Annotated in this window: 22 protein-coding genes and 2 pseudogenes; 10 read left to right on the top strand and 14 right to left on the bottom strand. The window is 55.0% G+C overall.

The genetic code is table 11. From position 1 onward, the window contains the following. Positions 1-69: 69 nt before the first annotated feature. Positions 70-1380, top strand: a complete 1311-nt coding sequence (clcB, locus tag N2K86_RS09930; RefSeq protein ID WP_260661355.1) for a voltage-gated ClC-type chloride channel ClcB — start codon at positions 70-72, stop codon at positions 1378-1380. On the opposite strand, the gene bioD is transcribed toward clcB, so the two are convergent. From bioD to N2K86_RS09915, 3 genes are all read right to left on the bottom strand, one after another. Beyond that, on the bottom strand, positions 1315-2010 hold the full coding sequence (gene bioD / locus N2K86_RS09925) for a dethiobiotin synthase (protein WP_260661354.1): 696 nt from the start codon (positions 2008-2010) through the stop codon (positions 1315-1317). The genes clcB and bioD overlap by 66 nt on opposite strands. A gap of 130 nt (positions 2011-2140) precedes the next feature. Beyond that, entirely contained in the window at positions 2141-3361 is a 1221-nt protein-coding gene (mlc, locus tag N2K86_RS09920) for a sugar metabolism global transcriptional regulator Mlc (protein ID WP_260661353.1), read from the bottom strand. A gap of 121 nt (positions 3362-3482) precedes the next feature. Beyond that, entirely contained in the window at positions 3483-4388 is a 906-nt protein-coding gene (locus tag N2K86_RS09915) for a LysR family transcriptional regulator (RefSeq protein WP_260661352.1), read from the bottom strand. 121 nt (positions 4389-4509) lie between these two features. Between N2K86_RS09915 and N2K86_RS09910 the strand changes: the two genes are divergently transcribed. From N2K86_RS09910 to N2K86_RS09895, 4 genes are all read left to right on the top strand, one after another. Continuing rightward, positions 4510-5763 (top strand): MFS transporter, encoded by a 1254-nt coding sequence (locus N2K86_RS09910; protein ID WP_260661351.1) that lies wholly within the window; start codon positions 4510-4512, stop codon positions 5761-5763. 74 nt (positions 5764-5837) lie between these two features. Beyond that, positions 5838-7322 (top strand): carboxypeptidase M32, encoded by a 1485-nt coding sequence (locus tag N2K86_RS09905; protein WP_260661350.1) that lies wholly within the window; start codon positions 5838-5840, stop codon positions 7320-7322. A 148-nt stretch (positions 7323-7470) separates the two neighbouring features. Further along, positions 7471-7788 (top strand): acid resistance repetitive basic protein Asr, encoded by a 318-nt coding sequence (asr, locus tag N2K86_RS09900; RefSeq protein WP_260661659.1) that lies wholly within the window; start codon positions 7471-7473, stop codon positions 7786-7788. Positions 7789-8063: 275 nt separating this feature from the next. Continuing rightward, the gene (locus N2K86_RS09895) at positions 8064-8885 is read left to right on the top strand and encodes a trypsin-like serine peptidase (protein ID WP_260661349.1); all 822 of its coding nucleotides are present in this window, start codon (positions 8064-8066) and stop codon (positions 8883-8885) included. A 20-nt stretch (positions 8886-8905) separates the two neighbouring features. Here N2K86_RS09895 and mdtI read toward each other — a convergent pair whose 3' ends face one another. From mdtI to N2K86_RS22690, 3 genes are all read right to left on the bottom strand, one after another. Next, positions 8906-9235 carry a multidrug/spermidine efflux SMR transporter subunit MdtI gene (mdtI, locus tag N2K86_RS09890; protein ID WP_010430539.1) on the bottom strand — a complete coding sequence of 110 codons (330 nt, stop codon included), beginning with the start codon at positions 9233-9235 and terminating at the stop codon, positions 8906-8908. Beyond that, positions 9222-9584, bottom strand: coding sequence for a multidrug/spermidine efflux SMR transporter subunit MdtJ (gene mdtJ, locus N2K86_RS09885; protein ID WP_260661348.1), 363 nt, complete (start codon positions 9582-9584; stop codon positions 9222-9224). The genes mdtI and mdtJ overlap by 14 nt, the downstream gene beginning before the upstream one ends. Before the next feature lie 118 nt (positions 9585-9702). Beyond that, positions 9703-9873: a protein YdgV gene (locus tag N2K86_RS22690; protein WP_085928911.1), complete on the bottom strand. Its 171-nt coding sequence runs from the start codon at positions 9871-9873 to the stop codon at positions 9703-9705. A gap of 132 nt (positions 9874-10005) precedes the next feature. Between N2K86_RS22690 and N2K86_RS09880 the strand changes: the two genes are divergently transcribed. Beyond that, positions 10006-11040: an AI-2E family transporter gene (locus tag N2K86_RS09880; RefSeq protein ID WP_100166815.1), complete on the top strand. Its 1035-nt coding sequence runs from the start codon at positions 10006-10008 to the stop codon at positions 11038-11040. Positions 11041-11103: 63 nt separating this feature from the next. On the opposite strand, the gene N2K86_RS09875 is transcribed toward N2K86_RS09880, so the two are convergent. After that, positions 11104-12126: an LLM class flavin-dependent oxidoreductase gene (locus N2K86_RS09875; RefSeq protein WP_260661347.1), complete on the bottom strand. Its 1023-nt coding sequence runs from the start codon at positions 12124-12126 to the stop codon at positions 11104-11106. A 178-nt stretch (positions 12127-12304) separates the two neighbouring features. Here N2K86_RS09875 and yajD point away from each other — a divergent pair, with 178 nt between their 5' ends. Further along, complete coding sequence (gene yajD / locus N2K86_RS09870) at positions 12305-12652, top strand: HNH nuclease YajD (protein ID WP_006808895.1); 348 nt, start codon at positions 12305-12307, stop codon at positions 12650-12652. A 65-nt stretch (positions 12653-12717) separates the two neighbouring features. Here yajD and N2K86_RS09865 read toward each other — a convergent pair. Then, positions 12718-13173: pseudogene (locus N2K86_RS09865) on the bottom strand (LysR substrate-binding domain-containing protein); the annotation flags it as partial. A 4-nt stretch (positions 13174-13177) separates the two neighbouring features. Here N2K86_RS09865 and N2K86_RS09860 point away from each other — a divergent pair. Next, positions 13178-13327: pseudogene (locus tag N2K86_RS09860) on the top strand (NAD(P)H-dependent flavin oxidoreductase); the annotation flags it as partial. Between the two features lie 66 nt (positions 13328-13393). On the opposite strand, the gene N2K86_RS09855 reads toward N2K86_RS09860, so the two are convergent. Together N2K86_RS09855 and N2K86_RS09850 are read right to left on the bottom strand one after the other, a co-directional pair. Continuing rightward, positions 13394-13840 (bottom strand): hypothetical protein, encoded by a 447-nt coding sequence (locus N2K86_RS09855; protein WP_260661345.1) that lies wholly within the window; start codon positions 13838-13840, stop codon positions 13394-13396. Positions 13841-13915: 75 nt separating this feature from the next. Further along, positions 13916-14971, bottom strand: a complete 1056-nt coding sequence (locus N2K86_RS09850) for an SDR family oxidoreductase (protein ID WP_260661344.1) — start codon at positions 14969-14971, stop codon at positions 13916-13918. A 97-nt stretch (positions 14972-15068) separates the two neighbouring features. Here N2K86_RS09850 and N2K86_RS09845 point away from each other — a divergent pair, with 97 nt between their 5' ends. Further along, a complete protein-coding gene (locus tag N2K86_RS09845; protein WP_260661343.1) occupies positions 15069-15965 on the top strand; it encodes a LysR family transcriptional regulator in 897 nt (298 codons plus the stop codon). A gap of 7 nt (positions 15966-15972) precedes the next feature. Here the strand turns inward: N2K86_RS09845 and umuC are convergent, their stop codons facing one another. From umuC to N2K86_RS09830, 3 genes are all read right to left on the bottom strand, one after another. After that, on the bottom strand, positions 15973-17235 hold the full coding sequence (umuC, locus tag N2K86_RS09840; RefSeq protein ID WP_260661342.1) for a translesion error-prone DNA polymerase V subunit UmuC: 1263 nt from the start codon (positions 17233-17235) through the stop codon (positions 15973-15975). After that, positions 17219-17653, bottom strand: coding sequence for a translesion error-prone DNA polymerase V autoproteolytic subunit (gene umuD / locus N2K86_RS09835; protein WP_260661341.1), 435 nt, complete (start codon positions 17651-17653; stop codon positions 17219-17221). The genes umuC and umuD overlap by 17 nt, the downstream gene beginning before the upstream one ends. A 133-nt stretch (positions 17654-17786) precedes the next feature. Continuing rightward, the gene (locus N2K86_RS09830; protein ID WP_260661340.1) at positions 17787-19310 is read right to left on the bottom strand and encodes an EAL domain-containing protein; all 1524 of its coding nucleotides are present in this window, start codon (positions 19308-19310) and stop codon (positions 17787-17789) included. 212 nt (positions 19311-19522) lie between these two features. On the opposite strand from N2K86_RS09830, the gene N2K86_RS09825 reads away from it, so the two are divergent. Beyond that, positions 19523-19732 (top strand): hypothetical protein, encoded by a 210-nt coding sequence (locus N2K86_RS09825; protein ID WP_174339430.1) that lies wholly within the window; start codon positions 19523-19525, stop codon positions 19730-19732. A 38-nt stretch (positions 19733-19770) separates the two neighbouring features. On the opposite strand, the gene N2K86_RS09820 is transcribed toward N2K86_RS09825, so the two are convergent. Further along, a complete protein-coding gene (locus N2K86_RS09820) occupies positions 19771-20637 on the bottom strand; it encodes an aldo/keto reductase family oxidoreductase (RefSeq protein WP_260661339.1) in 867 nt (288 codons plus the stop codon). Positions 20638-20690 lie beyond the last annotated feature (53 nt).

Genomic DNA, 20690 nt, shown 5'->3' with positions numbered 1-20690 from the left:
AAAAAAAGAGATTGCATGTAAATTCAGAATTGTGCCTGATACCGTATCGACCACGTAAAATTACAACCCATGCAACGTCTTCATACGTACCCCGACATCCGCGCGATGTTTCGTCGACTGCTGATTGCTACCGTCACCGGCGTGCTGGCAGCGCTGGCCGTGGCGGTATTCCGCCACAGCATGTATCTGCTGGAGTGGCTGCTGCTCAGCAACGACAGCGGCAGTCTGGTGAACGCCGCCGCCTCGCTCTCACCCTGGCGACGCGCGGTAACGCCCGCACTCGGCGGGCTGGCTGCCGGGTTGCTGCTGTGGGGATGGCAGCGGCTGACCGCCCAGCGGCCTCATGCGCCCACCGACTATATGGAAGCGCTGGAAACCGAAGACGGACAGTTTGATTACGGTGCCAGCCTGGTGAAATCGCTCGCTTCTTTGCTGGTGGTCGCCAGCGGCAGCGCCATCGGGCGCGAAGGGGCGATGATCCTGCTTGCCGCCCTCGCTGCGTCCCTGTTCGCCCGGCGCTTTACCCCTAAATCTGAATGGAAATTATGGATTGCCTGCGGGGCCGCCGCCGGGATGGCCAGCGCCTACCACGCCCCCTTAGCCGGAAGCCTGTTTATCGCTGAGATCCTGTTCGGTACCCTGATGCTGGCCTCTCTCGGCCCGGTGGTGATTGCTGCGGTGGTCGCGCTGCTTACGACCCGCCTGCTCAGCCCCGACGCAAACACTCTTTATCAGGTCCACCTCAGCGAGAGCCTTACCGCGGTGGATTATTCCCTGATTGTCGGCATGGGCCTGCTGGCCGGGCTGTGCGGGCCGCTGCTGATGTGGCTGATGTCCTTCAGCCACGCCCTGTTTCTGCACCTTAAGCTTTCGCCGCCATGGCAGCTGGCGCTGGGCGGGCTGATCGTCGGGCTGCTGTCGCTGCTGACGCCGAAGGTGTGGGGGAATGGCTACAGTGTGGTTCAGGCTTTTCTTCTCGCCCCGCCATTGCTGTCGGTCATTGCGGGCGTCTTTATCTGTAAACTGCTGGCGGTACTGGCAAGCAGCGGCTCGGGCGCGCCCGGCGGGGTATTCACACCGACCTTATTTGTCGGCATGGCGACAGGAATGCTGTTTGCGCAGCTATTCGCGCTGTGGTTTCCAGGCACTGAAACGGCAATTTTGCTGGGGCTTGCAGGGATGGCAACTCTGCTGGCTGCCACAACGCATGCGCCGATTATGTCGGCACTGATGGTCTGTGAAATGACCGGGCAGTATTTTTTACTGCCCGGCTTGCTGGTCGCGTGCGTCGTCGCGTCGGTACTGTCGAGGACGTTACGCCACGACTCTGTCTATGGACCCCATACTGCTGAAAGCAGAGAGGTCGATGTATTGCGCTAATTCGCGCTGCTCGGCACGCGGCAGGTAGGGCAATTCACCGACTAAAGGCCCGGGGAGTTTTTTGCTCAGCACATCGATGATTTCAGCGTAGTGCGCAAGACCCGGGTTAATACGGTTAGCGACCCAGCCCACCAACGGCAGGCCGTCATTGGCAATAGCCTGTGCCGTCAGCAGGGCATGGTTGATGCACCCTTCCTGAATGCCAACCACCATCACCACGGGCAGTTGTTCCTGCACTACCCACTCGGAAAGCGGGCGTAAATCATTCATCAGGCTGCGCCAGCCGCCGGTACCTTCAACCACAACGTGGTCAACTTTCTCGCTCAGGTTTGCCAGACCGTCGGAAAGCAGGCTGTAGTTGATCAGACCGCTGTGCGCCACGCTGCTCTCATCCTCGCTCAGCGCGATAGGATTTACCGCGTGATAAGGTAATTCAATGGACGAAACGCTTTGCAGAACCAGGGCGTCTTTATTACGCAATCCGTCTGGCGTCTCTTTACTGCCTTTTGCGACCGGTTTGTACCCTGCCACGCGTTTACCGCTGGCTGCCAGAGACTGCAGCAATGCGCGGGATACGACGGTCTTGCCGACAGAGGTATCAGTACCAGTAACAAAGAAACGCTTAAGCATGACTCATTCCACCTCTTGGGTATGCTTCGAAAATATAAACCAGGTAAATAATTCAGTGGGGGAAGTCTACGGGATGCGTGCGCTACCCGGCTTGAGATAGCGCAATATTTCTTACATCTATGGAAAAGAGTTAACCCTGCAACAAACGGATCAGTAAAGAGCCGTTATACATCGCATCTTTCACCAGCGCGGCGCCGGCCATGGTTCCCTGATTCGAAAACTGGGTGCTTTCGACCACGATGTTTTTACTGTACGCAGGAAGCGCCTGCTGGTTGATGCAGGCAGAAATCGCCGGAAAAAGAATATCCGCCGCCTGGCTGAGCGGTGAACCAATCAGAATTTTTTGTGGATTAAACAGATTGACCATAATGGCGAGAATACGGCCCACGTTGTTACCGACGCCCATGATGATATCTTTCGCCAGTAAATCCCCCTGTCGTGCAGCAGCACACAGTGAATCCACGGTAAGCGGCTGACCGTGAAGCGAGGAGCTCATCGACTGGCTGAGCCTCACCTGCGCCAGTTCCAGCACGCTCTCAACGCTGGCGATGGTCTCCAGGCAGCCGTGGTTCCCGCAGTAGCAACGTTTACCGTACGGGTCGACCTGCGTGTGACCGATTTCCACCAGGCTGCTGCTTCCGGCGTGCAGCAGGCGGCCGTCGGTAATCACACCCGCCCCCACGTTGTGATCAATCACCACCTGAATAACGTCGCGCGCGCCGCGCGATGCGCCAAACAGCGCCTCCGCCATGGTCCAGGCGCTGATATCATGCTGAATGTAGACGGGTACGCCGGTATGGTTTTTCAGCACCTCACCCAGCGGCATCTCTTTGACATTGTCATAAAACGGCATGCGGTGCACGATGCCATTCTCGGTATCAATGATACCCGGCATGGTGATAGCAATCGCCGTTAACCGTTCGAGCCGCTGCTGATGGCGGATAAAGAAGCGATCGATATGGGTCAGAATGGCGTCAAGAAACGGTTGTTCCGCATCAAGGGGGAGTTCCAACCGGTCTTCCACCACCAGCTTGCTGCTGAGATCGCGTAGCGCAAGGAAAATCTCCCCCCGGCTGATGCGCAATGACAGGTAGTGCCATGCTTCCGTTTCTACCACCAGCCCGACAGCAGGACGTCCACGGCTGCCCGGCTCCTGTATTTCCGTCTCCTGGACCAGGTGGGCTTCCAGCATTTCGCGGACTATCTTGGTGATACTGGCGGGTGCCAGTTGTGCCAGGCGCGAAAGATCAATACGCGAAACCGGACCGAGCTGATCAATCAGGCGATACACTGCGCCCGCATTGGTCTGCTTAATCTGATCAATATGCCCTGGCTGACTATCAGCAACCACCTCGCACTCCCTTATTTTCGAGCTTCGAAATAAACTGTTGGCTATGGTGAAGCACTTCACCAGGCGTCGTCAAATATTTACTTAGCCATGTGATTTACCGCACATTTTTACCCCAGTTTCCCTATAAATATCGTCCTGCCGAGGCTGTGATGAGCTGCTTTTTAAACCGTTGCGCCGCCTGACTCTGTTCGCGATGTTTTGACCAGACCAGCCACATCTCGGAAACCGCCTCTTTTTCGGCAATCGCCACCCAGCGCATTTCCTGCAATTGTACCCGTTTAAAGGACGCCGGGAGAATAGAAACCCCAAGTCCGGCGGCAACCAGACCAATAATGGTCATGGCCTCCCCCACTTCCTGAGTAATCACCGGAGCGAGATCGTGGCGACGCATCAGGCCCAAAATATCGTCATACAGACCGGTGCCGACCTGAGGGTCAAAAAAGACAAAGGGCTCTTTTGCCAGCTCTGCCAGCGTCACGGACGTTTGCGACGCCAGTGGGTGATCCTGCGGGACCATCGCCATCAGGGGTTCGCGCAGGATAACCTGCCATGCAAGGGTATCCGGTAGCGCGGTGTTACGCATCAGCCCCAGGTCGAGCGCCCCCTCGTTGAGCGGCGAAATTTGCTCGCGGGTGTTTATTTCGCGAGTCTGAATATGCACGTCCGGGAAATGGCGGCGGAACGATGATAGGGTTTCTGAGACGGCGCTGATGAAGGGTGCCGACGAGGTAAAACCGATCCGCAGTTCACCGGTCTCCCCCAGATACAGCCGCTCCGCCCTGGCAGCGGCGTCATCCACCATGCTCAGAATTTGCCTGCTGTCGGCCAGGAACTGCTTACCCGCGGCGGTCAGGCTCACGCTACGGTTCGTTCGTGCCAGCAGACGCGCCCCAATCTGCTGTTCGAGGATCTGAATTTGCTGGCTTAACGGTGGCTGAGAGATATTCAGCCGTGCCGCCGCGCGCCCAAAATGCAGCTCTTCAGCAACGGCGACAAAGTAGCGAAGATGACGCAGTTCGATGTTCATATTTTTAAAGTATCATTTGAGATTATTAATATATTAGACAGAATATTTACATTTTCCTACTCTGATCTTGTGGTCATACCCGTCACCAGAAATCACGGGGATGTTTAAGCAAGGAACATGTGTGAGTCGTACAACTACCATTGATATCACTCCGGCAAATGATATTGATGATTTACCTGCAGCATCTCAGCCGGTGCAGTTTATTAAACGTGGTACCCCTCAGTTTATGCGCGTCACGCTGGCGCTCTTCTCAGCGGGTCTCGCGACCTTTGCCCTGCTCTATTGCGTCCAGCCGATCCTGCCCGTGTTGTCGCACGAGTTTGGCGTGTCGCCTGCCAGCAGCAGTATTTCGCTCTCTATTTCAACCGGGATGCTGGCGGTAGGTCTGCTGTTCACCGGGCCGCTCTCAGATGCAATTGGCCGGAAACCGGTCATGGTCACCGCGTTGTTGCTGGCCTCCGTCTGTACACTGCTTTCGACGATGATGACCAGCTGGCACGGTATCCTGATAATGCGTGCGCTTATCGGGTTATCGCTGAGCGGCGTGGCGGCGGTCGGGATGACCTATCTCAGCGAGGAGATCCACCCGAGCTTTGTCGCCTTCTCTATGGGGCTGTACATCAGTGGGAACTCCATCGGCGGGATGAGCGGACGCCTGCTGAGCGGGGTGTTTACGGATTTCTTTAACTGGCGCATTGCGCTGGCGGTGATTGGCTGCTTTGCGCTCGCCTCTGCGCTGATGTTCTGGAAAATTCTGCCGGAATCTCGTCACTTCCGCCCGGCGTCCCTGCGCCCCAAAACGCTGTTTATCAACTTCCGCCTGCACTGGCGTGATAAAGGGCTGCCGCGCCTGTTCCTGATGGGTTTTCTGCTGATGGGGTCGTTTGTCACGCTGTTTAACTACATTGGCTATCGCCTGATGCTCTCTCCGTGGCATCTCAGCCAGGCGGTGGTCGGCCTGCTTTCCGTAGCGTACCTCACCGGCACCTGGAGTTCGCCAAAAGCCGGGGCGATGACCGCACGCTACGGTCGTGGCCCGGTAATGTTGTTCTTCACGGCGGTGATGCTGGTCGGCCTGCTGCTGACGCTTTTCTCCTCCCTGTGGCTGATTTTTGCCGGAATGCTGCTCTTCTCCGCAGGCTTTTTCGCCGCCCACTCGGTCGCCAGCAGCTGGATTGGCCCACGCGCCCGTCGCGCCAAAGGCCAGGCATCGTCGCTGTATCTGTTTAGCTATTACCTGGGTTCCAGCATTGCCGGGACGCTCGGCGGCGTGTTCTGGCATAACTACGGCTGGAACGGCGTGGGCGGGTTTATCGCGCTGATGCTGTGCGCGGCGCTGCTGGTGGGAACAAGTTTGCATAAACGTCTGCATTAACATTCTGCGGCCTTCGTGTTTAAATCGAGCCGATGCTAATTTTTGTCATCGGCTGATTCAGACACGAGGACTTCATGAAAAACAATAACTACCAGCAACTCACCCGCACCTTCCAGCGTCTCTCCCGCTTCTCCCACCTCTCCTCCATCGCCAGTTGGGACATGTTCACCATGATGCCGCCGGGCGGCAGCGCCGCGCGCGGTGAAGCGCTGGCGGAGATGAGCGTCCTGCAACATCAGATCCTGACCGATAAAAAAGTGGGTGACTGGCTGGCTGCAGCGGCAACTGAAGATCTGAACGATGTCGAACAGGCCAACCTGCGTGAAATGACGCGCCATTATCAACAAGCAACATTGCTCCCCGAATCGCTGGTGGAAGCCAAATCGCTGGCAGGCAGCAAATGTGAACACGCGTGGCGTACCCAGCGTCCCGCCAACGACTGGCAGGGGTTTTCCGCCAACCTGAAAGAAGTGGTGAAACTGAGCCGCGAAGAGGCTCGCCTGCGCGCCGACGCCAAAGGTTGTTCGCCCTACGACGCGCTGCTCGATATTTTTGAGCCGGACATGACCAGCGATCGTCTGGACGTGCTGTTCGGCGACATGAAATCCTGGCTGCCGGACATGCTGGCAAACGTCGTGGAAAAACAGGCTCAGCGGTCGTTCGTTCCGCCGCAGGGCCCCTTCCCGACCGCGACGCAGCGTGAACTGGGTCTGGAAGCCATGAAGATGCTCGGCTTTGATTTTAACGGCGGTCGCCTGGACGTCAGTGCCCACCCGTTCTGCGGCGGCGTGCCGGAAGACGTGCGTATCACCACGCGCTACGACGAGGACGAACTGCTGAGCGCGCTGTTTGGCGTGATCCACGAAACCGGACACGCGCGCTACGAACAAAACCTGCCGCGCGCCTGGGCCGGACAGCCCGTGGCGCTGGCGCGCTCAACGGCAATCCACGAATCTCAGAGCCTGTTCTTTGAGATGCAGCTCGGGCGTAGCGAGGCCTTCCTGAAGCATCTGCTACCTGCCGTTCATGCCCGCTTTGGCAGCCAGGCAGCGTTTAGCGAGGAGAACTTTATCGCCTGGAACCAGCGCGTGAAGCCGGGCTATATCCGCGTGGATGCGGACGAAGTGAGCTATCCGGCACACGTGGTGCTGCGGTATGAAATTGAACGCGCGTTGATCAACGGCGACATTGAAGTGGACGACATTCCGGCGCTGTGGGATGAGAAAATGCAGGCCTGGCTTGGGCTGTCGACCAAAGATAACTATCGCAACGGCTGTATGCAGGATATCCACTGGACCGACGGCGGCTTTGGTTACTTCCCGTCGTATACGCTGGGTGCGATGTACGCTGCGCAGCTGTTCCACGCCGCGAAAACAGCGCTTCCGGGTCTGCAGGCGTCTATTGCTGACGGCGATTTCTCAGCGCTGTTCGACTGGCTGCGCCAGAACGTCTGGCAGCACGGCAGCCGGTTTAGCACCTCTCAGCTGATTACCCAGGCGACGGGGGAAGATCTGAATATCCGCTACTTCCGCGAACACCTGACCTCCCGCTACCTGTAAGTACGCGCGCCGGGGGAAACCCCGGCGTTGTACATATGGTTACACGCCGATACCAATCACTCACGGAAACCCCGAGTTTACAGGGATATAGTTATTTCAACGGCCCCGCAGTGGGGTTAAATGAAAAACCAAATTCGAGGGTATGAACATGAAAAAAGTATTAGCTCTGGTTGTTGCCGCTGCTATGGGTCTGTCTTCCGCTGCGTTTGCTGCTGAAACCACTGCTGCACCGGCTGCTGCGGCACCTGCTGCAACCACCACCGCTGCGCCAGCCAAAGCGGTTCACCATAAGAAACATCACAAAGCAGCAAAACCCGCTGCAGAGCAGAAAGCCCAGGCCGCTAAAAAGCACCACAAAAAAGCGACCAAACCTGCTGTAGAGCAGAAAGCACAGGCTGCTAAAAAGCATCACAAAAAAGCAGTAAAACACGAAGCTGCTAAACCAGCTGCACAGCCAGCTGCCTAAGAGTACAAGCTTAACCGTGCCCTTCGGGGCACGTTGGTAAACCGGCGCTGAACCGACCAGTTCCGCGCCGTTTTTTTATCCGGAGGGCGTATGCTGCGGCGCTATCGGTTTGAGCTCATTCTTATCTTGCTTATTTTATGCGCGCTCATCGCAAGCCAGTTTTATCTTTCCTGATTGTAGCACGCTGATTTTACTCCCACTTTAGCGCTGTCCCGTCTATAGTATTTTCATAGGGTTCACTTTTAATAATCATAATTACCCCACCAGAGTGTGATATGCGTAAATCTGTTGTGTTGTTACTGGGAACGTTTGGTCTTTTTTCAGGATTCTTACATGCGGACGATGGTGATGAAGACGCTATCAGCGCCAAAGAGGTCAAGACCCTTTTTTTTGGTCATGATGACCGCACGCGGGTTACCGATCCGACGCAGGCCCCCTGGGATGCAATAGGACAACTGGAAACGGCCAGCGGTAACTTATGTACCGCAACGTTAATTACGCCTCAACTGGCACTGACGGCCGGTCATTGCCTTCTCATGCCGCCAGCCGGTAAACCGGATAAAGCTATCGCCCTGCGTTTTGTATCGCAAAAAGGCGTCTGGCGCTATGAGATCCACGGCATTGAAGGACGGGTTGATCCCTCTCTGGGTAAACGCTTAAAACCGGATGGTGATGGCTGGATTGTGCCCCCTGCCGCCGCATCCTGGGATTTTGGGCTGATTGTTCTGCGTTATCCGCCATCGGGTATCACACCCCTGCCCTTATTCGACGGTGACAAAGCCGCGCTGACGGCGGCACTGAAAGCCGTCGACCGAAAAGTGACACAATCCGGCTATCCGGTCGATCATCTTGATTCTCTCTACACCCATACGGACTGCACGGTCACTGGCTGGGCGCAAAACAGCGTGCTCTCGCATCAGTGCGACACGCTTCCGGGTGACAGCGGGTCGCCGCTAATGTTGAAAACCGAGAATGGCTGGCAGTTGATTGGTGTTCAAAGCTCCGCGCCATCCGCTAAAGACAGATGGCGCGCCGATAACCGTGCCCTGTCGGTTACCGGTTTTCGCGACAAGCTGGAAGCCCTCGCACAGCAATAAATCAGCCCTGATGGCTGGGATTAGGCGAGTTTTATCATAATCATGCCTGCGAGCAGCAGCACCAGTCCGATCCAGCCTTTGTGATTCAAACGCTGACCGAACAGGATCCAGCCTGCTGCCAGGGTGGCGGCGATACCGAAGCCGCCCCACAGCGCATAGGCCACGGAAAGATCGATCCCTTTCACCGCCTGCGACAGGGCGCTAAATGCCCCCAGAACGGCGGCAATGGACATCAGGCCATAAAACTTACGGCGAAAACCGTCAGAGAATTTTAAAAAGACGTTAGCCACGATTTCCAGCACGATGGCCAGCGCCAGCCAGGCCGCGTGGATCCATTCAAACTGCTGCATGAGCCTGCTCCTTCTGCTGTTTCGTCGGTTTACGTGTACCCGATTTAATCAGCACGATCCCTACCACCAGCGTGGTTAATCCGGCAATTTTCATTGTCGACAAGGTTTCGTCAAATATCATGACGCTGAACAGCGTGATCAATAAAATACCGATACCTTCCCACAGGGCATACGCGACACCCAGCGCGATTTTTTTTACCGCAAAAGAGAGGAAAATATAGGAAAGGGTAATCATCACCAGCATTAAAATATAACCGGTATGACCATCGCTCACGCTTGCCCATTTCATCGACAGGGTGCCGGTAATTTCAGCGATAATAGCCAGGGCTAATAAAATCCAGTAAAACATGTTCTTCTCCTGCTTGAGAATATAATCCATCGTGGCTCGCTTTAGACAGCAAACCAAAAAAATATGAAATCAGATCAGACAGCTAAGCGCAGGGCGCCAGCTCAGGCAGAAGACGTGACTACAGCGCGTTGCGCCAGTGTTGCTCACCAGACAGAAGGCAGAAGGAAGTGGAGAATACAGCGGTGTTTGTTGAAAAATACGTCCTGAACAAATTGTCCATAAAATTACAATTATCCGCGTTGTTGCTTCTCGTCTTTGCGGATGAAAATTGTCCTCGGTAGTTGAACACGCTAGATTTGTACCATAAGCTAGGATTTTACTCAAAGTCTTTTCATTTCTTTACCCATTCCGTTTGATTTTGGTTAGTTTTTTTACACGGATAATGCATCTATTATAAATAAAACATTATTCAGGAACTTCCATGGCTAAACCCATCATTACCCTGAACGGGCTGAAGATTGTCATTATGCTGGGCATGCTGGTAATCATATTGACCGGCGTTCGTTTTGCAGCCGACATCATTGTGCCATTTATTCTGGCGCTTTTTATTGCGGTGATCCTGAACCCACTGGTACAGCGCCTGGTGCGGCTACGCGTTCCCCGCGTGCTGGCGATCACGCTGCTCATCAGCATTATCATCGTTGTCATGGTGCTCCTGGTGGCCTATCTCGGGACATCGTTGAACGAGCTGGCGCGTACGCTGCCAAAATACCGTTCTTCGCTGGCGATCCCGCTCCTGCAACTCGAGCCCTGGCTGCAGCGGGCAGGTATTGAGGTCTCGGTTGAGGAACTGCTGAAGTATATCGATCCGAATGCCGCCATGACCCTCGTTACCAGCCTGCTGGCGCAACTCTCTAACGCCATGACATCCATTTTCCTGCTGTTTTTGACGGTCGTGTTTATGCTGCTGGAAGTGCCACAACTGCCCGCAAAACTGCAGCAAATCATGGTTCGTCCGGTAGAAGGTATGGGGGCGATTCAGCGCGCGCTGGACAGCGTTTCACGCTATCTGGTGCTGAAAACCGCCATCAGCCTGGTGACTGGCCTGGTGGTCTGGGGGATGCTCGTCGCGCTGGATGTCCGCTTCGCTTTCGTCTGGGGATTGCTGGCCTTTGCCCTCAACTACATTCCTAACATCGGTTCCGTGCTGGCGGCGATCCCCCCTATTCTTCAGGCGCTGGTGTTTAGTGGGCTTTATGATGCACTGGTTCTGTTAGCAGGTTATCTGGCGATCAACCTGGTGTTCGGGAACATTCTTGAACCACGCATGATGGGCCGCGGGCTGGGGCTTTCCACGCTGGTGGTGTTCCTTTCTCTGATATTCTGGGGCTGGCTACTGGGTCCCGTGGGAATGCTGCTTTCTGTTCCACTGACGATCATCGTGAAGATTGGCCTTGAGCAAACGGCGGGCGGGCAAAGCATCGCCGTGCTGCTAAGCGATATGGATCATCGCTAGCCCACCCATTGCCCTGCACCGGACTCTGGATCGCCGAATCAGCGATCCAGAGTGCCCGGAACATCATCTCCAGCCCATTTCCGGTGCGACATGCTTCAGAATGGACTCAATAACATGCGCGTTATAGTCCACGCCCAGCTGGTTTGGCACGGTCAGCAAGAGCGTATCCGCCTCGGCGATGGCCTCATCCTTTTTCAACTGTTCGATTAGCGCGTCAGGCTCTGCGGCGTAGCTGCGACCGAAAATGGCGCGCGTTTTCTCATCAAGATAACCCACGCTATCACTCTCATTGCGGCTTGAACCGAAATACATCCGGTCGCGGTCATCCATCAGGGCAAAAATGCTGCGGCTGACCGACACGCGCGGCTGGCGGGTATGCCCTGCGTCAGCCCAGGCCTGCCGGTACGCGCGGATCTGTTTTGCCTGCTGAATATGGAACGGCTCGCCGGTTTCATCGTCTTTCAGCGTGGAGCTTTGCAAATTCATTCCGAGGTTAGCGGCCCATACCGCGGTCGCATTCGAACCCGCGCCCCACCAGATACGGTCCCGTAAGCCTTCGGAATGCGGCTCCAGACGAAGTAATCCTGGCGGGTTCGGAAACATCGGCTGTGGATTCGGTTTTGCAAACCCTTCACCGCGCAGCACCTCCAGCAGCACCTCGGTATGACGGCGCGCCATATCCGATTCGTCTTCCCCTTCCTGCGGGACATAGCCGAAATGACGCCAGCCATCAATGACCTGCTCCGGCGAGCCGCGGCTGATGCCAAGCTGCAAGCGACCGCCGGAAATCAGATCCGCAGCCCCCGCGTCCTCCGCCATATACATCGGGTTTTCATAGCGCATGTCGATCACGCCCGTACCGATTTCAATACGTTTGGTTTTTGCACCTATCGCCGCCAGTAAGGGGAACGGTGAGCTCAGCTGGCGGGCAAAGTGGTGTACGCGGAAATAGGCACCGTCTGCTCCCAGCTCTTCGGCCGCCACGGCCAAATCGATAGACTGCAGCAGCGTGTCTGACGCCGAGCGCGTACCGGACTGCGGCGACGGCGTCCAGTGACCAAACGATAAAAAACCGATCTTTTTCATGGCTCTGTGTCCTGATAATGCTTTGCGTTGTACCTACTTTACGCATTACCGGGTGAGAATAAATGGCGTTTATTTAACGGAGTGATTCAAATAAATTGACAGAATTGAGCGGGACGTCATTACGCGCCATAATGGGATATAATATTCCCCACTCTTTTCATGGCAGGTAAAATCGGCAATGGCTTTGATCCCCAAAAACTACGCGCGGCTGGAAAGCGGCTACCGCGAAAAAGCATTAAAAATCTACCCATGGGTGTGTGGACGTTGCTCACGGGAGTTTGTCTATTCCAACCTGCGTGAACTTACGGTTCACCATATCGATCACGACCATACCAACAATCCGGAAGATGGCAGCAACTGGGAACTGTTGTGCCTGTTTTGCCACGATCACGAGCACTCGAAATACACCGAAGCGGATCAGTACGGCACCACCGTGGTCGCCGGGGAAGACGCGCAAAAAGACGTGGGCGTCGCCACCTTTAACCCGTTTGCCGATTTAAAAGCGATGATGAATAAGAAGAAATAATCCTTCGCCCCGCCTGCTGAACGCCGTGGAACAAATTGGCGCGCTGTGTCATGAACCGGCTGTTTTCACACCAGACTCTCCAGCCACTCGGTAAAGACCCGCACCTTGCGGGAGAGATGACGGTGTGGGTAGAGAAGCGACAGTTTGCGGTCCGGAGAGCGATGCTCTGGTAGAACCTCAACCAGAAGGCCGCGGTCAATGTAAGGCTGGAGAAAGAGATTCATCCCCTGCATTAACCCCAGCCCGGCCAGACCTGCCGCAATGTAGGCTTCGGAGTTGTCCACGACAAGTTTACCGGGAAGTTTAATCTCCGCGATGCCTTCCGGCGTCGTAAACGTCCACGGATGGATTTGTCTGCTGTTGTTATTCACCCAGTTGATGGCCTGATGTTTGTGTAAATCATCCAGCGTTTCTGGCGTGCCGTGTTGTGCCAGCCAGGCCGGACTGGCACAGGTCGTAATTTTGATGTCCCCCACTTTTCTCGCGATATAATCGCCGTCGTCCAGTTCGCCCACCCGCAGCGCCGCAAAAGCGATGGGGGGATTACGGGGCCTGCGTCTTGGCATGCTCGAAGGCAACACCGATGACGGCTATATCGCGCTCGGCACGGGGATTGGGAACATCCGCAGCGTGAAAAGCGTGGCGGAGATCGTCAATGCGTTAGCGGTTGAGTAAGCCCTTAACCCTGATGCTGTGGACGCTGCACAAGAGCGGCGTCCGCACACCGTCTGCGGTTGTTTTTCACAAATTGAGGATTGCGCGTTCTTTAACGACAGCGTCAGGATTGGCACTTTTTATCGCTGCCAGAAAAGCCGTAAAGTTGTGATTCCAGAGGGTAAGATTGTTATAAAATTGCACCTGCTTTTCATTAGCACCATCACGGTAAATAACAATCCAGACCCTTCTGCTATTTATCTCGGTATTTCCCGGCCCGATTTTAATGATGTTAGCCAGTGCGATCTTACGGGTGGCGTTTTTTTTAACTTCATATAAAAACAGGTCATCATAAAACCAGGTTTTACCTGCATTACCGCCAAATAGTGAGGGGTTGGCAGATATCTTTTTCATCCCGTTACGATCTGAAATGATCCGTTTTGCCTGGCGAATGCGTCTGACAAAAAAGCTTAACAGAATGAAAAACGCAATGAGGGGCAGCGCGACTGATATCATTTTTAAACTCTCGTGCATCCCTCTGCCCCGCCATACCTTTTTATTAACGCGTGAGTATAACGCGCCGATCGTTTATGACAACAACCCTTACGGTCAGGGAATAATCCGCGCGGCTCTCAGCTGCGCGAACAGGCGGAAAAACATCTCATCGGTGGCCTGCATTTGCATAAAGCCCGCCCTGCGCAGCTTGCTCCCGTCCCCAAACATGTCGTAGTTCCAGCTAAAGACAAAATCGGCAAACCGCCCGTCGCTCAGCTGCATAATATCCGCTTCCACCAGCCGCTCTCCGGCAAGCTCGCGCCATACGCCGCGATAGTCATTAAAAAGCTGATGAAATGACAACCTCACCGGCGGCGCAGAGTCCAGTTCAAACCAGCGTGCGATACGCGGCCACAGCTCGCTCCAGCGCCAGATATCGCCATTATTCACGTTGAACGCCTGATTCTGTGCCTCAGGTGACGTGGCGGCCCACAGCGTTGCCTCGGCCAGCAGCCCGGCGTCGGTATGATCCACGATGCTGTGCCAGGTCTGTTCCGAACCGGGAAAACGCAGCGGTAAACCCAGCGCCTTACACAGGGAGGCGTACAGAGCGATGCTCAGCGCAAGGTTCATGGCATTGCCCGGTACCCCACTCCCCACCACGCCCGGCCTGATGGCATTCCAGTGCCAGCGTTTCCCCCGCTGAAACTGGCTGAGCCACGTGAGCTGCGCGGCGTTAAATTCGGCACCCGCTACGCCGGGATCGCTTTCCCGCGCCGGGGTTTTAAACGGTCCCAGATGCGCACCGTAGACTTTGTACCCCTGCATCAGGCTTACCGTCTGCAAAGGTGCCGTTTTTTCGAAGGTGCTGACCAGATTACGCAGCATGGTGACGTTCGGCTCAACCATATCTGTCCAGTTCGCCGCGTTCGCCCAGGCGCTGTAAAAAATGTGGGTGACACCGTTCAGGGCGTGCAGCGCCCGTGCAGTGTCCTGTGCATCCAGTAAATCGACGTTCACCACGGGAATGCCGTCCGGATGGGTTACCGCGTGGCGACTGAGGCCGATCACCTCCCACTGATGGTGCAGAAGTGTATTAACCAGCTGTCTGCCGACAATGCCGCTGGCACCCGCGACCAGGGCGACGTTGCGTTGCTGCATCTTATTCATGGTGTTTCTCCGGAAAGGGTGACAGGTGCAGTGTGATATATTATTTTTTCTGAAGATATCCCCTGAAACCGATGGCACTTATAAGCAGAATCATTAAATGAATAACAAGCTCACTGCCATTTCTACCTTTCTACGCGTCGCTGAAGCGGGCTCGTTTTCTGCGGCCGCCCGTCAGACCGGTATTAAGCAGTCCGCCGTCAGTCAACAGATCGCGGCGCTTGAGGAATCGCTGGGTGTGGTATTGCTGCACCGTACGACGCGTACGATGAAGCTGACCGAACAGGGTGAACGTTACCGGCGTGATATGCAGCTTGTGCTGGACGCCATGGGGGAAGCGGAGAGGCGTTTACATCCTGTCGATCATAGCGTTCAGGGACGCGTCCATGTCCAGTTACCGAGCGGCCTGGGCCAAATCTTTTTGCCGCATCTGCTGGAGCTACAGCGCCTGCACCCCGAACTGCAGTTGATGATTTCCCTGGATGACCGCCTCGCCGATCTGGTAACGGAAGGCGTGGATGTCGCGATACGGCTGAGCAGTGAACCTCCGCTGGCGCACGCGGCTCGCGTGCTGGCGCGGATTGAAGCCGCGCTGTTTGCCGCTCCCGATTTTCAGGCGGTACACGCCATCAGCGAGCTGGCGACGCTGCCACACGTCCGGTTCAGCGGTATTCCGCTGGATGCCCCCCTGCGTCTGATTTCTGACGAGGAAACGGTCGAGGTCAACGTGAATACCGTTTTCCGTGCCAACACCAGCGACGCGCTGCTGCAGGCGCTGGCGTCCGGTATTGGTATCGGCGGCTTGCAGCGACCGCTCGCGGCCCGCGCGCTGCAAGCGGGCACGCTGGTACCGGTGCTGCCCGACTGGCGGCTACCCGATCGCTTCCTCTATGCCGTTTATCCTGACGCCCGCTTTATTCCGCAGCGCGTCAGAAAGGTCGTTAGCGTGATTGAGCAGTTACTGCCTGAGATCGCGACGCATGAAACCACAAAATAGCCGCCTTCTACTTTGCCACCGGCAAATCGGTGTACCGCGTCGTATAGGCCGGTGACAGCATCTCACGCTTCATCGCCCAGGATTTCTCAATACCCTGCCCGGCGAACCATATCTTCCCTTTGCCGGAATGATTTAGGCTGTCGATCATCTCCATCAGCGCCGCGCTGTTGGCGCGCAGGCGATTATCGTCAAACAAATTAAGCTGGGCGACGCCGCTGCTGAAAAAGTCCGCCAACATTACCCCGGCTTTCATATAGCGATATCCATCGAGCCATATCCGCCCCAGCGCCTCCGTGGCGGCGCGGATGATATCGCGCGAGTCATTGGTGGGCGTCATCAAGGTGACAGAAGCCTGATTGCCGTAATAAATTTCGTTTTCAGCATGCGGGCTGGTGCGCACAAACACGCTGATAAAGCGGCAATACTGATGCTCGCCGCGCAGTTTTTCCGCGGCGCGTTCCGCGTAGGCGCAAATGGCCTGGTGCATCTCTTCGTATTGCGTAATACGGTGACCAAACGAACGGCTACAGATGATTTGCTGCTTCGTGGGGGTGTACTCTTCAAGGTCAAGACAGGGCTCACCGCGAAGCTCGCGCGCCGTACGCTCCAGTACCACGTTAAAATGTTTGCGAATGACCCACGAGGAGGCCTCCGCCAGCTCCAGCGCCGTGGTAATGCCCATCGCGTTCAGTTTTTTCGTAATACGTCGCCCTACCCCCCACACCTCCTCTACCGGAACCTTTTCCAGCAGTTTACGCTGCCGCTCGCGGCCTGAGAGATCGACCACGCCGCCTGTGCTGGCCCACCGTTTCGCCGCATAGTTAGCCAGCTTTGCCAGCGTTTTTGTCGGGGCAATACCGACGCCAACGGTTAAGCCCGTATTTTTAAATACCTGCGTGCGCATCTGGTGACAGAACGTTTCCAGCGACAGGCAATGGCTTACCCCTGAAACGTTTACGAACGCCTCATCGATGGAGTAAATCTCTATTGCCGGGGCGAGATCGGTCAGCGTCTGCATGACCCGACTGCTGAGATCGGCATACAGCGCATAGTTCGAGCTAAAGACGTAAACCCGCGACGGGTAGCCCTTCTCTTTGAACTTAAAATACGGCTCACCCATTTTGATGCCGAACTGCTTTGCCTCTCGCGACAGTGAAATAATGCAGCCGTCGTTATTGGACACCACCACGATGGGTTTCCCTTCCAGATCGGGACGGAACACCCGCTCGCAGGAGGCATAGAAGCTGTTCACATCAACCAGCGCGAACATGTTTATGCGTTTTGAGCGTGTGGGTGACGACGCCGAAGATCTGCAGCTCCTCTTCGGACTGAAAGGTGATCGGTTGATAGCGGACATTATGTGGCATTAGCCTCAGAACCGGGCGGGTCTGTAGCTCTTTCACCGTAAACTCACCGGCGACCGACGCCACGACGATATCCCCATGTTCGGCATTTAACGAACGATCCACCACCAGCAGATCGCCGTCGCTAATTCCCGCCCCAATCATGGAGTCTCCACTCACCTTGATAAAATAGGTCGCACTGGGGTGTCTCACTGCCAGCCGGTTAAGATCGAGACGATCCTCCACGTAATCCTGCGCCGGGCTCGGGAAACCACAGGCAACACGTTCTAAAAATAAAGGTAATTCAATGATTTGTTTTTGGTGATAAGAAAAGAGAGTGTCCATAATGCCTTTCTCGCCAGATACTGTATATAAATACAGTATTACGGATTATGGACAAGGATCAAGGTCATTTCCGGAGGCGAACCCAAACGCGTTGAAGTTTGAGCGGATTTAATTTAGCCATCGCCTGTACAAGTCACTCCACCACGACCTTCACGTTGGGTTTAGACAGCAAAATATGGATAAGCCCGGTAAAGGCGACCGGTCTAAAGAAGTAGTATCCCTGCTGGTATACGATGTTATTCCGGTTGAGATAGTCTAACTGCGCCTTCGTCTCAACGCCTTCCGCCACAATACTGATGGAGAGCTTACGCGCCAAATCCAAAACGCAATCGAGGATCCGGGTGGAGTCCTCATGTTCATTGACTCTGCTGACGAAGCTGTGGTCAATCTTGATGTAATCGATATGCAGATCGTGCAGATAAGAGAGCCCGGAATAGCCAGTACCAAAGTCATCCAGGGCTATGGCAAAACCATTTTCGTGGAGCACGTTCAGGGTCTGCACGAGGCGTTCATCAATATCCAGCGGCTCTCGCTCTGTCACCTCAATCACAAGGTTTAAATCCTTTCTGACGAAGCTATTTTTATATTTCAGGCATTCGTCCACGAAGCCAGGCATCGCGATATGGGAAGCGCTGAAGTTAATCCCGATATGAAAACCTTCCGGAAGCTTACTGGAGATGGCATTCATTTGCGTCACCACCTGCGCCATCAGGCTTTGCGTGAGGGAAACAATCAGCCCCGATTTTTCAGCAATCGGAATGAATGCGCCGGGTGAAATATAACCCGCTTTGGGGTGTTTCCATCTTGCCAGAACCTCCACGCCCCGCAGCGTGCCCTCCCTGCCGTTAACCACGGGCTGGTAAAACGGAATGATTTCTCTCTTCGCAATTGCACTGCGAAGTGATTCTTCAGGAAGCGTGTGTTTGTTCAGGTACTTATACAGAACATAAGCCGCAATACCGGCAACCAGCAGTAAGAAAAAGAGTATGCCTCCCCCCTGGCTAAGAAGTCTTTTCAGACTGAAAAAAGGCGCAGGGTTGTATCGGATGCTATAGGAATATTGTTCAGAATAAACCTGTCTGGCCTGATGTTCGCCGGGAGGCGTGACGTGCAGTTCGCCAGAGGCGTCAATTGCGTTCCCGCCCACCACTAATGAGTAATTCACGTGCTTTAACGGCGTGCTTAACACATCCCGGATATGGCGATCGCTGATCGTCACGATAATACGGTTTTCTGCAAACCGGGTCTGAAAGAGCAAAACCGGCTGCCCGTTTACCGTATCACCTGCCGGAACAAGAAATAAGGGAACATCGGGTAACGTATTAACATGCCGCAATAAAACGCGATTTCCCGGCAGAGATGAACACCAGGGCTGTCCCTGCCTGATGATGACGATGGTTCTGAGATGTGGCTGAAGAGCGGCCTCCGTACCCAGCTGGTACTGCCCTTCTGCATCGCACCCCTTGACGATAATTTCCGTCGCCGTTCGGGCGGCAACACGCGCCTCGTCAAGAATGTCATTAATATCGCTTACAGCGTATCGGGCTCCCGACTGACTGTCGGCCCGTGCTGAATACCAGAGTTGAATATTGAGGATAAAAATACCCGCAATAAAAATGGCTACTGCTGCTGCGACAGGCACAAAAGTGTTACGCATCAACGTATCTACCCTACAGGGTTATGATGATAAATAGCATGGTCGACAATAATAAAAATAACCATGCTATCTTTAAATAAATGACTTATCGATGACTTTCATTGGGATTCAATTAAAACAATCACTATAAAAACACTAACGATTGACTTTAAATTTAGACTAATGCATATTTTACAGCACGAATTAACAAGACTTTTTGGAGGACGTTTTCTATGCCAGCCCGTGATTATCCCGACAAACGCGTTGCTCGCGGTTTAGCAAAGGAGGCCGATCTCAGGATGTTGAGCGCCCGCATCGATCCCGACCTGATGGAGTACATCAGAACCACCGCCTATGAAACCCGCAAAAGTAAGCAAGAGATTGTGGCGGAAGCGTTAGCGCTTCACCGGCAGAATAACCAGATGACGCCTGCGGCAGACTAAGCCAGGGCTTCATCTGGCAGGCGGTATTCTGTTATCGCTTAATCCACCAGTGAATTCAGCGTGTCCAGCGCGTCCGGCGGTAACACCAGATCCCCGGCGGCAAGGTTTTGCTGCAGATGCGCCACGGAGGACGTTCCGGGGATCAGCAGGATGTTCGGAGAACGTTGCAACAGCCACGCCAGGGCAACCTGCATTGCCGTTGCCCCCAGCGCATCCGCAACCGTCTGCAGCCCGGAAGATTGCAGCGGCGTGAAACCGCCCAGTGGGAAGAATGGCACATAGGCAATCCCTTGCTGCGCAAGCGTTTTCACCAGCGAATCATCACCGCGATTCACAATGTTGTACATGTTCTGCACGCACACCACGGACACCATTTTCTGCGCCTCGGCGACCTGAGAGGCAGTGACGTTGCTCAATCCAATATGGCGAACCAGCCCCTGCTGTTGCAGCTCCGCCAGCGTGGACAACGGTTCAGCAATCGATCCTTCTGCAGGACCGTGGGCGCTAAACATGATCCGCAGATTGACCACATCCAGTACGTCCAGCTGCAGGTTGCGCAGATTATCATGCACCGCCTGAGTCAGTTCCTGCGCGGAAAAGGCCGGGAGCCAGGCACCTTTGTCGTCGCGGCGGGCTCCGATTTTGGTCACGATGGTCAGATCGTCCCGGTAAGGATGAAGCGCCTCGCGGATCAGTTGGTTAGTCACGTGCGGGCCGTAAAAATCGCTGGTATCGATATGATTCACACCCGCGGCCACCGCTTCGCGGAGCACCTCCAGCGCGGCCTGCTTATCCTTCGGTGGGCCAAACACGCCCGGCCCGGCAAGCTGCATCGCGCCATAGCCCAGTCGTTTAACCGTTCGCGTGCCGAGCGCGTACGTTCCGCTTTTATCAATGCTGCTCATGTTGACCTTCCTCATGAAAATGATCCGGATTTACAACAGGTTCCCGATCGGAG

Source organism: Enterobacter mori, assembly GCF_025244905.1.
GTDB lineage: Bacteria > Pseudomonadota > Gammaproteobacteria > Enterobacterales > Enterobacteriaceae > Enterobacter > Enterobacter mori_A.
The sequence above is the reverse complement of the archived record's forward strand: the minus strand, read 5'-3'. Positions and strand labels throughout refer to the sequence as shown.

Excerpts from the sequence above, each read along its gene's own strand:
- yajD (WP_006808895.1), top strand. The coding sequence starts at position 12,305 with ATGGCTTTGATCCCCAAAAACTACGCGCGGCTGGAAAGCGGCTACCGC.
- bioD (WP_260661354.1), bottom strand. The coding sequence starts at position 2,010 with ATGCTTAAGCGTTTCTTTGTTACTGGTACTGATACCTCTGTCGGCAAG.
- clcB (WP_260661355.1), top strand. The coding sequence starts at position 70 with ATGCAACGTCTTCATACGTACCCCGACATCCGCGCGATGTTTCGTCGA.
- N2K86_RS09820 (WP_260661339.1), bottom strand. The coding sequence starts at position 20,637 with ATGAGCAGCATTGATAAAAGCGGAACGTACGCGCTCGGCACGCGAACG.
- N2K86_RS09855 (WP_260661345.1), bottom strand. The coding sequence starts at position 13,840 with ATGCACGAGAGTTTAAAAATGATATCAGTCGCGCTGCCCCTCATTGCG.
- N2K86_RS09880 (WP_100166815.1), top strand. The coding sequence starts at position 10,006 with ATGGCTAAACCCATCATTACCCTGAACGGGCTGAAGATTGTCATTATG.
- umuC (WP_260661342.1), bottom strand. The coding sequence starts at position 17,235 with ATGTTCGCGCTGGTTGATGTGAACAGCTTCTATGCCTCCTGCGAGCGG.
- N2K86_RS09845 (WP_260661343.1), top strand. The coding sequence starts at position 15,069 with ATGAATAACAAGCTCACTGCCATTTCTACCTTTCTACGCGTCGCTGAA.
- mdtI (WP_010430539.1), bottom strand. The coding sequence starts at position 9,235 with ATGCAGCAGTTTGAATGGATCCACGCGGCCTGGCTGGCGCTGGCCATC.
- umuD (WP_260661341.1), bottom strand. The coding sequence starts at position 17,653 with ATGGACACTCTCTTTTCTTATCACCAAAAACAAATCATTGAATTACCT.
- N2K86_RS09830 (WP_260661340.1), bottom strand. The coding sequence starts at position 19,310 with ATGCGTAACACTTTTGTGCCTGTCGCAGCAGCAGTAGCCATTTTTATT.
- N2K86_RS09905 (WP_260661350.1), top strand. The coding sequence starts at position 5,838 with ATGAAAAACAATAACTACCAGCAACTCACCCGCACCTTCCAGCGTCTC.
- N2K86_RS09915 (WP_260661352.1), bottom strand. The coding sequence starts at position 4,388 with ATGAACATCGAACTGCGTCATCTTCGCTACTTTGTCGCCGTTGCTGAA.
- N2K86_RS09875 (WP_260661347.1), bottom strand. The coding sequence starts at position 12,126 with ATGAAAAAGATCGGTTTTTTATCGTTTGGTCACTGGACGCCGTCGCCG.
- N2K86_RS09825 (WP_174339430.1), top strand. The coding sequence starts at position 19,523 with ATGCCAGCCCGTGATTATCCCGACAAACGCGTTGCTCGCGGTTTAGCA.
- N2K86_RS09850 (WP_260661344.1), bottom strand. The coding sequence starts at position 14,971 with ATGAATAAGATGCAGCAACGCAACGTCGCCCTGGTCGCGGGTGCCAGC.
- mdtJ (WP_260661348.1), bottom strand. The coding sequence starts at position 9,584 with ATGTTTTACTGGATTTTATTAGCCCTGGCTATTATCGCTGAAATTACC.
- N2K86_RS09895 (WP_260661349.1), top strand. The coding sequence starts at position 8,064 with ATGCGTAAATCTGTTGTGTTGTTACTGGGAACGTTTGGTCTTTTTTCA.
- asr (WP_260661659.1), top strand. The coding sequence starts at position 7,471 with ATGAAAAAAGTATTAGCTCTGGTTGTTGCCGCTGCTATGGGTCTGTCT.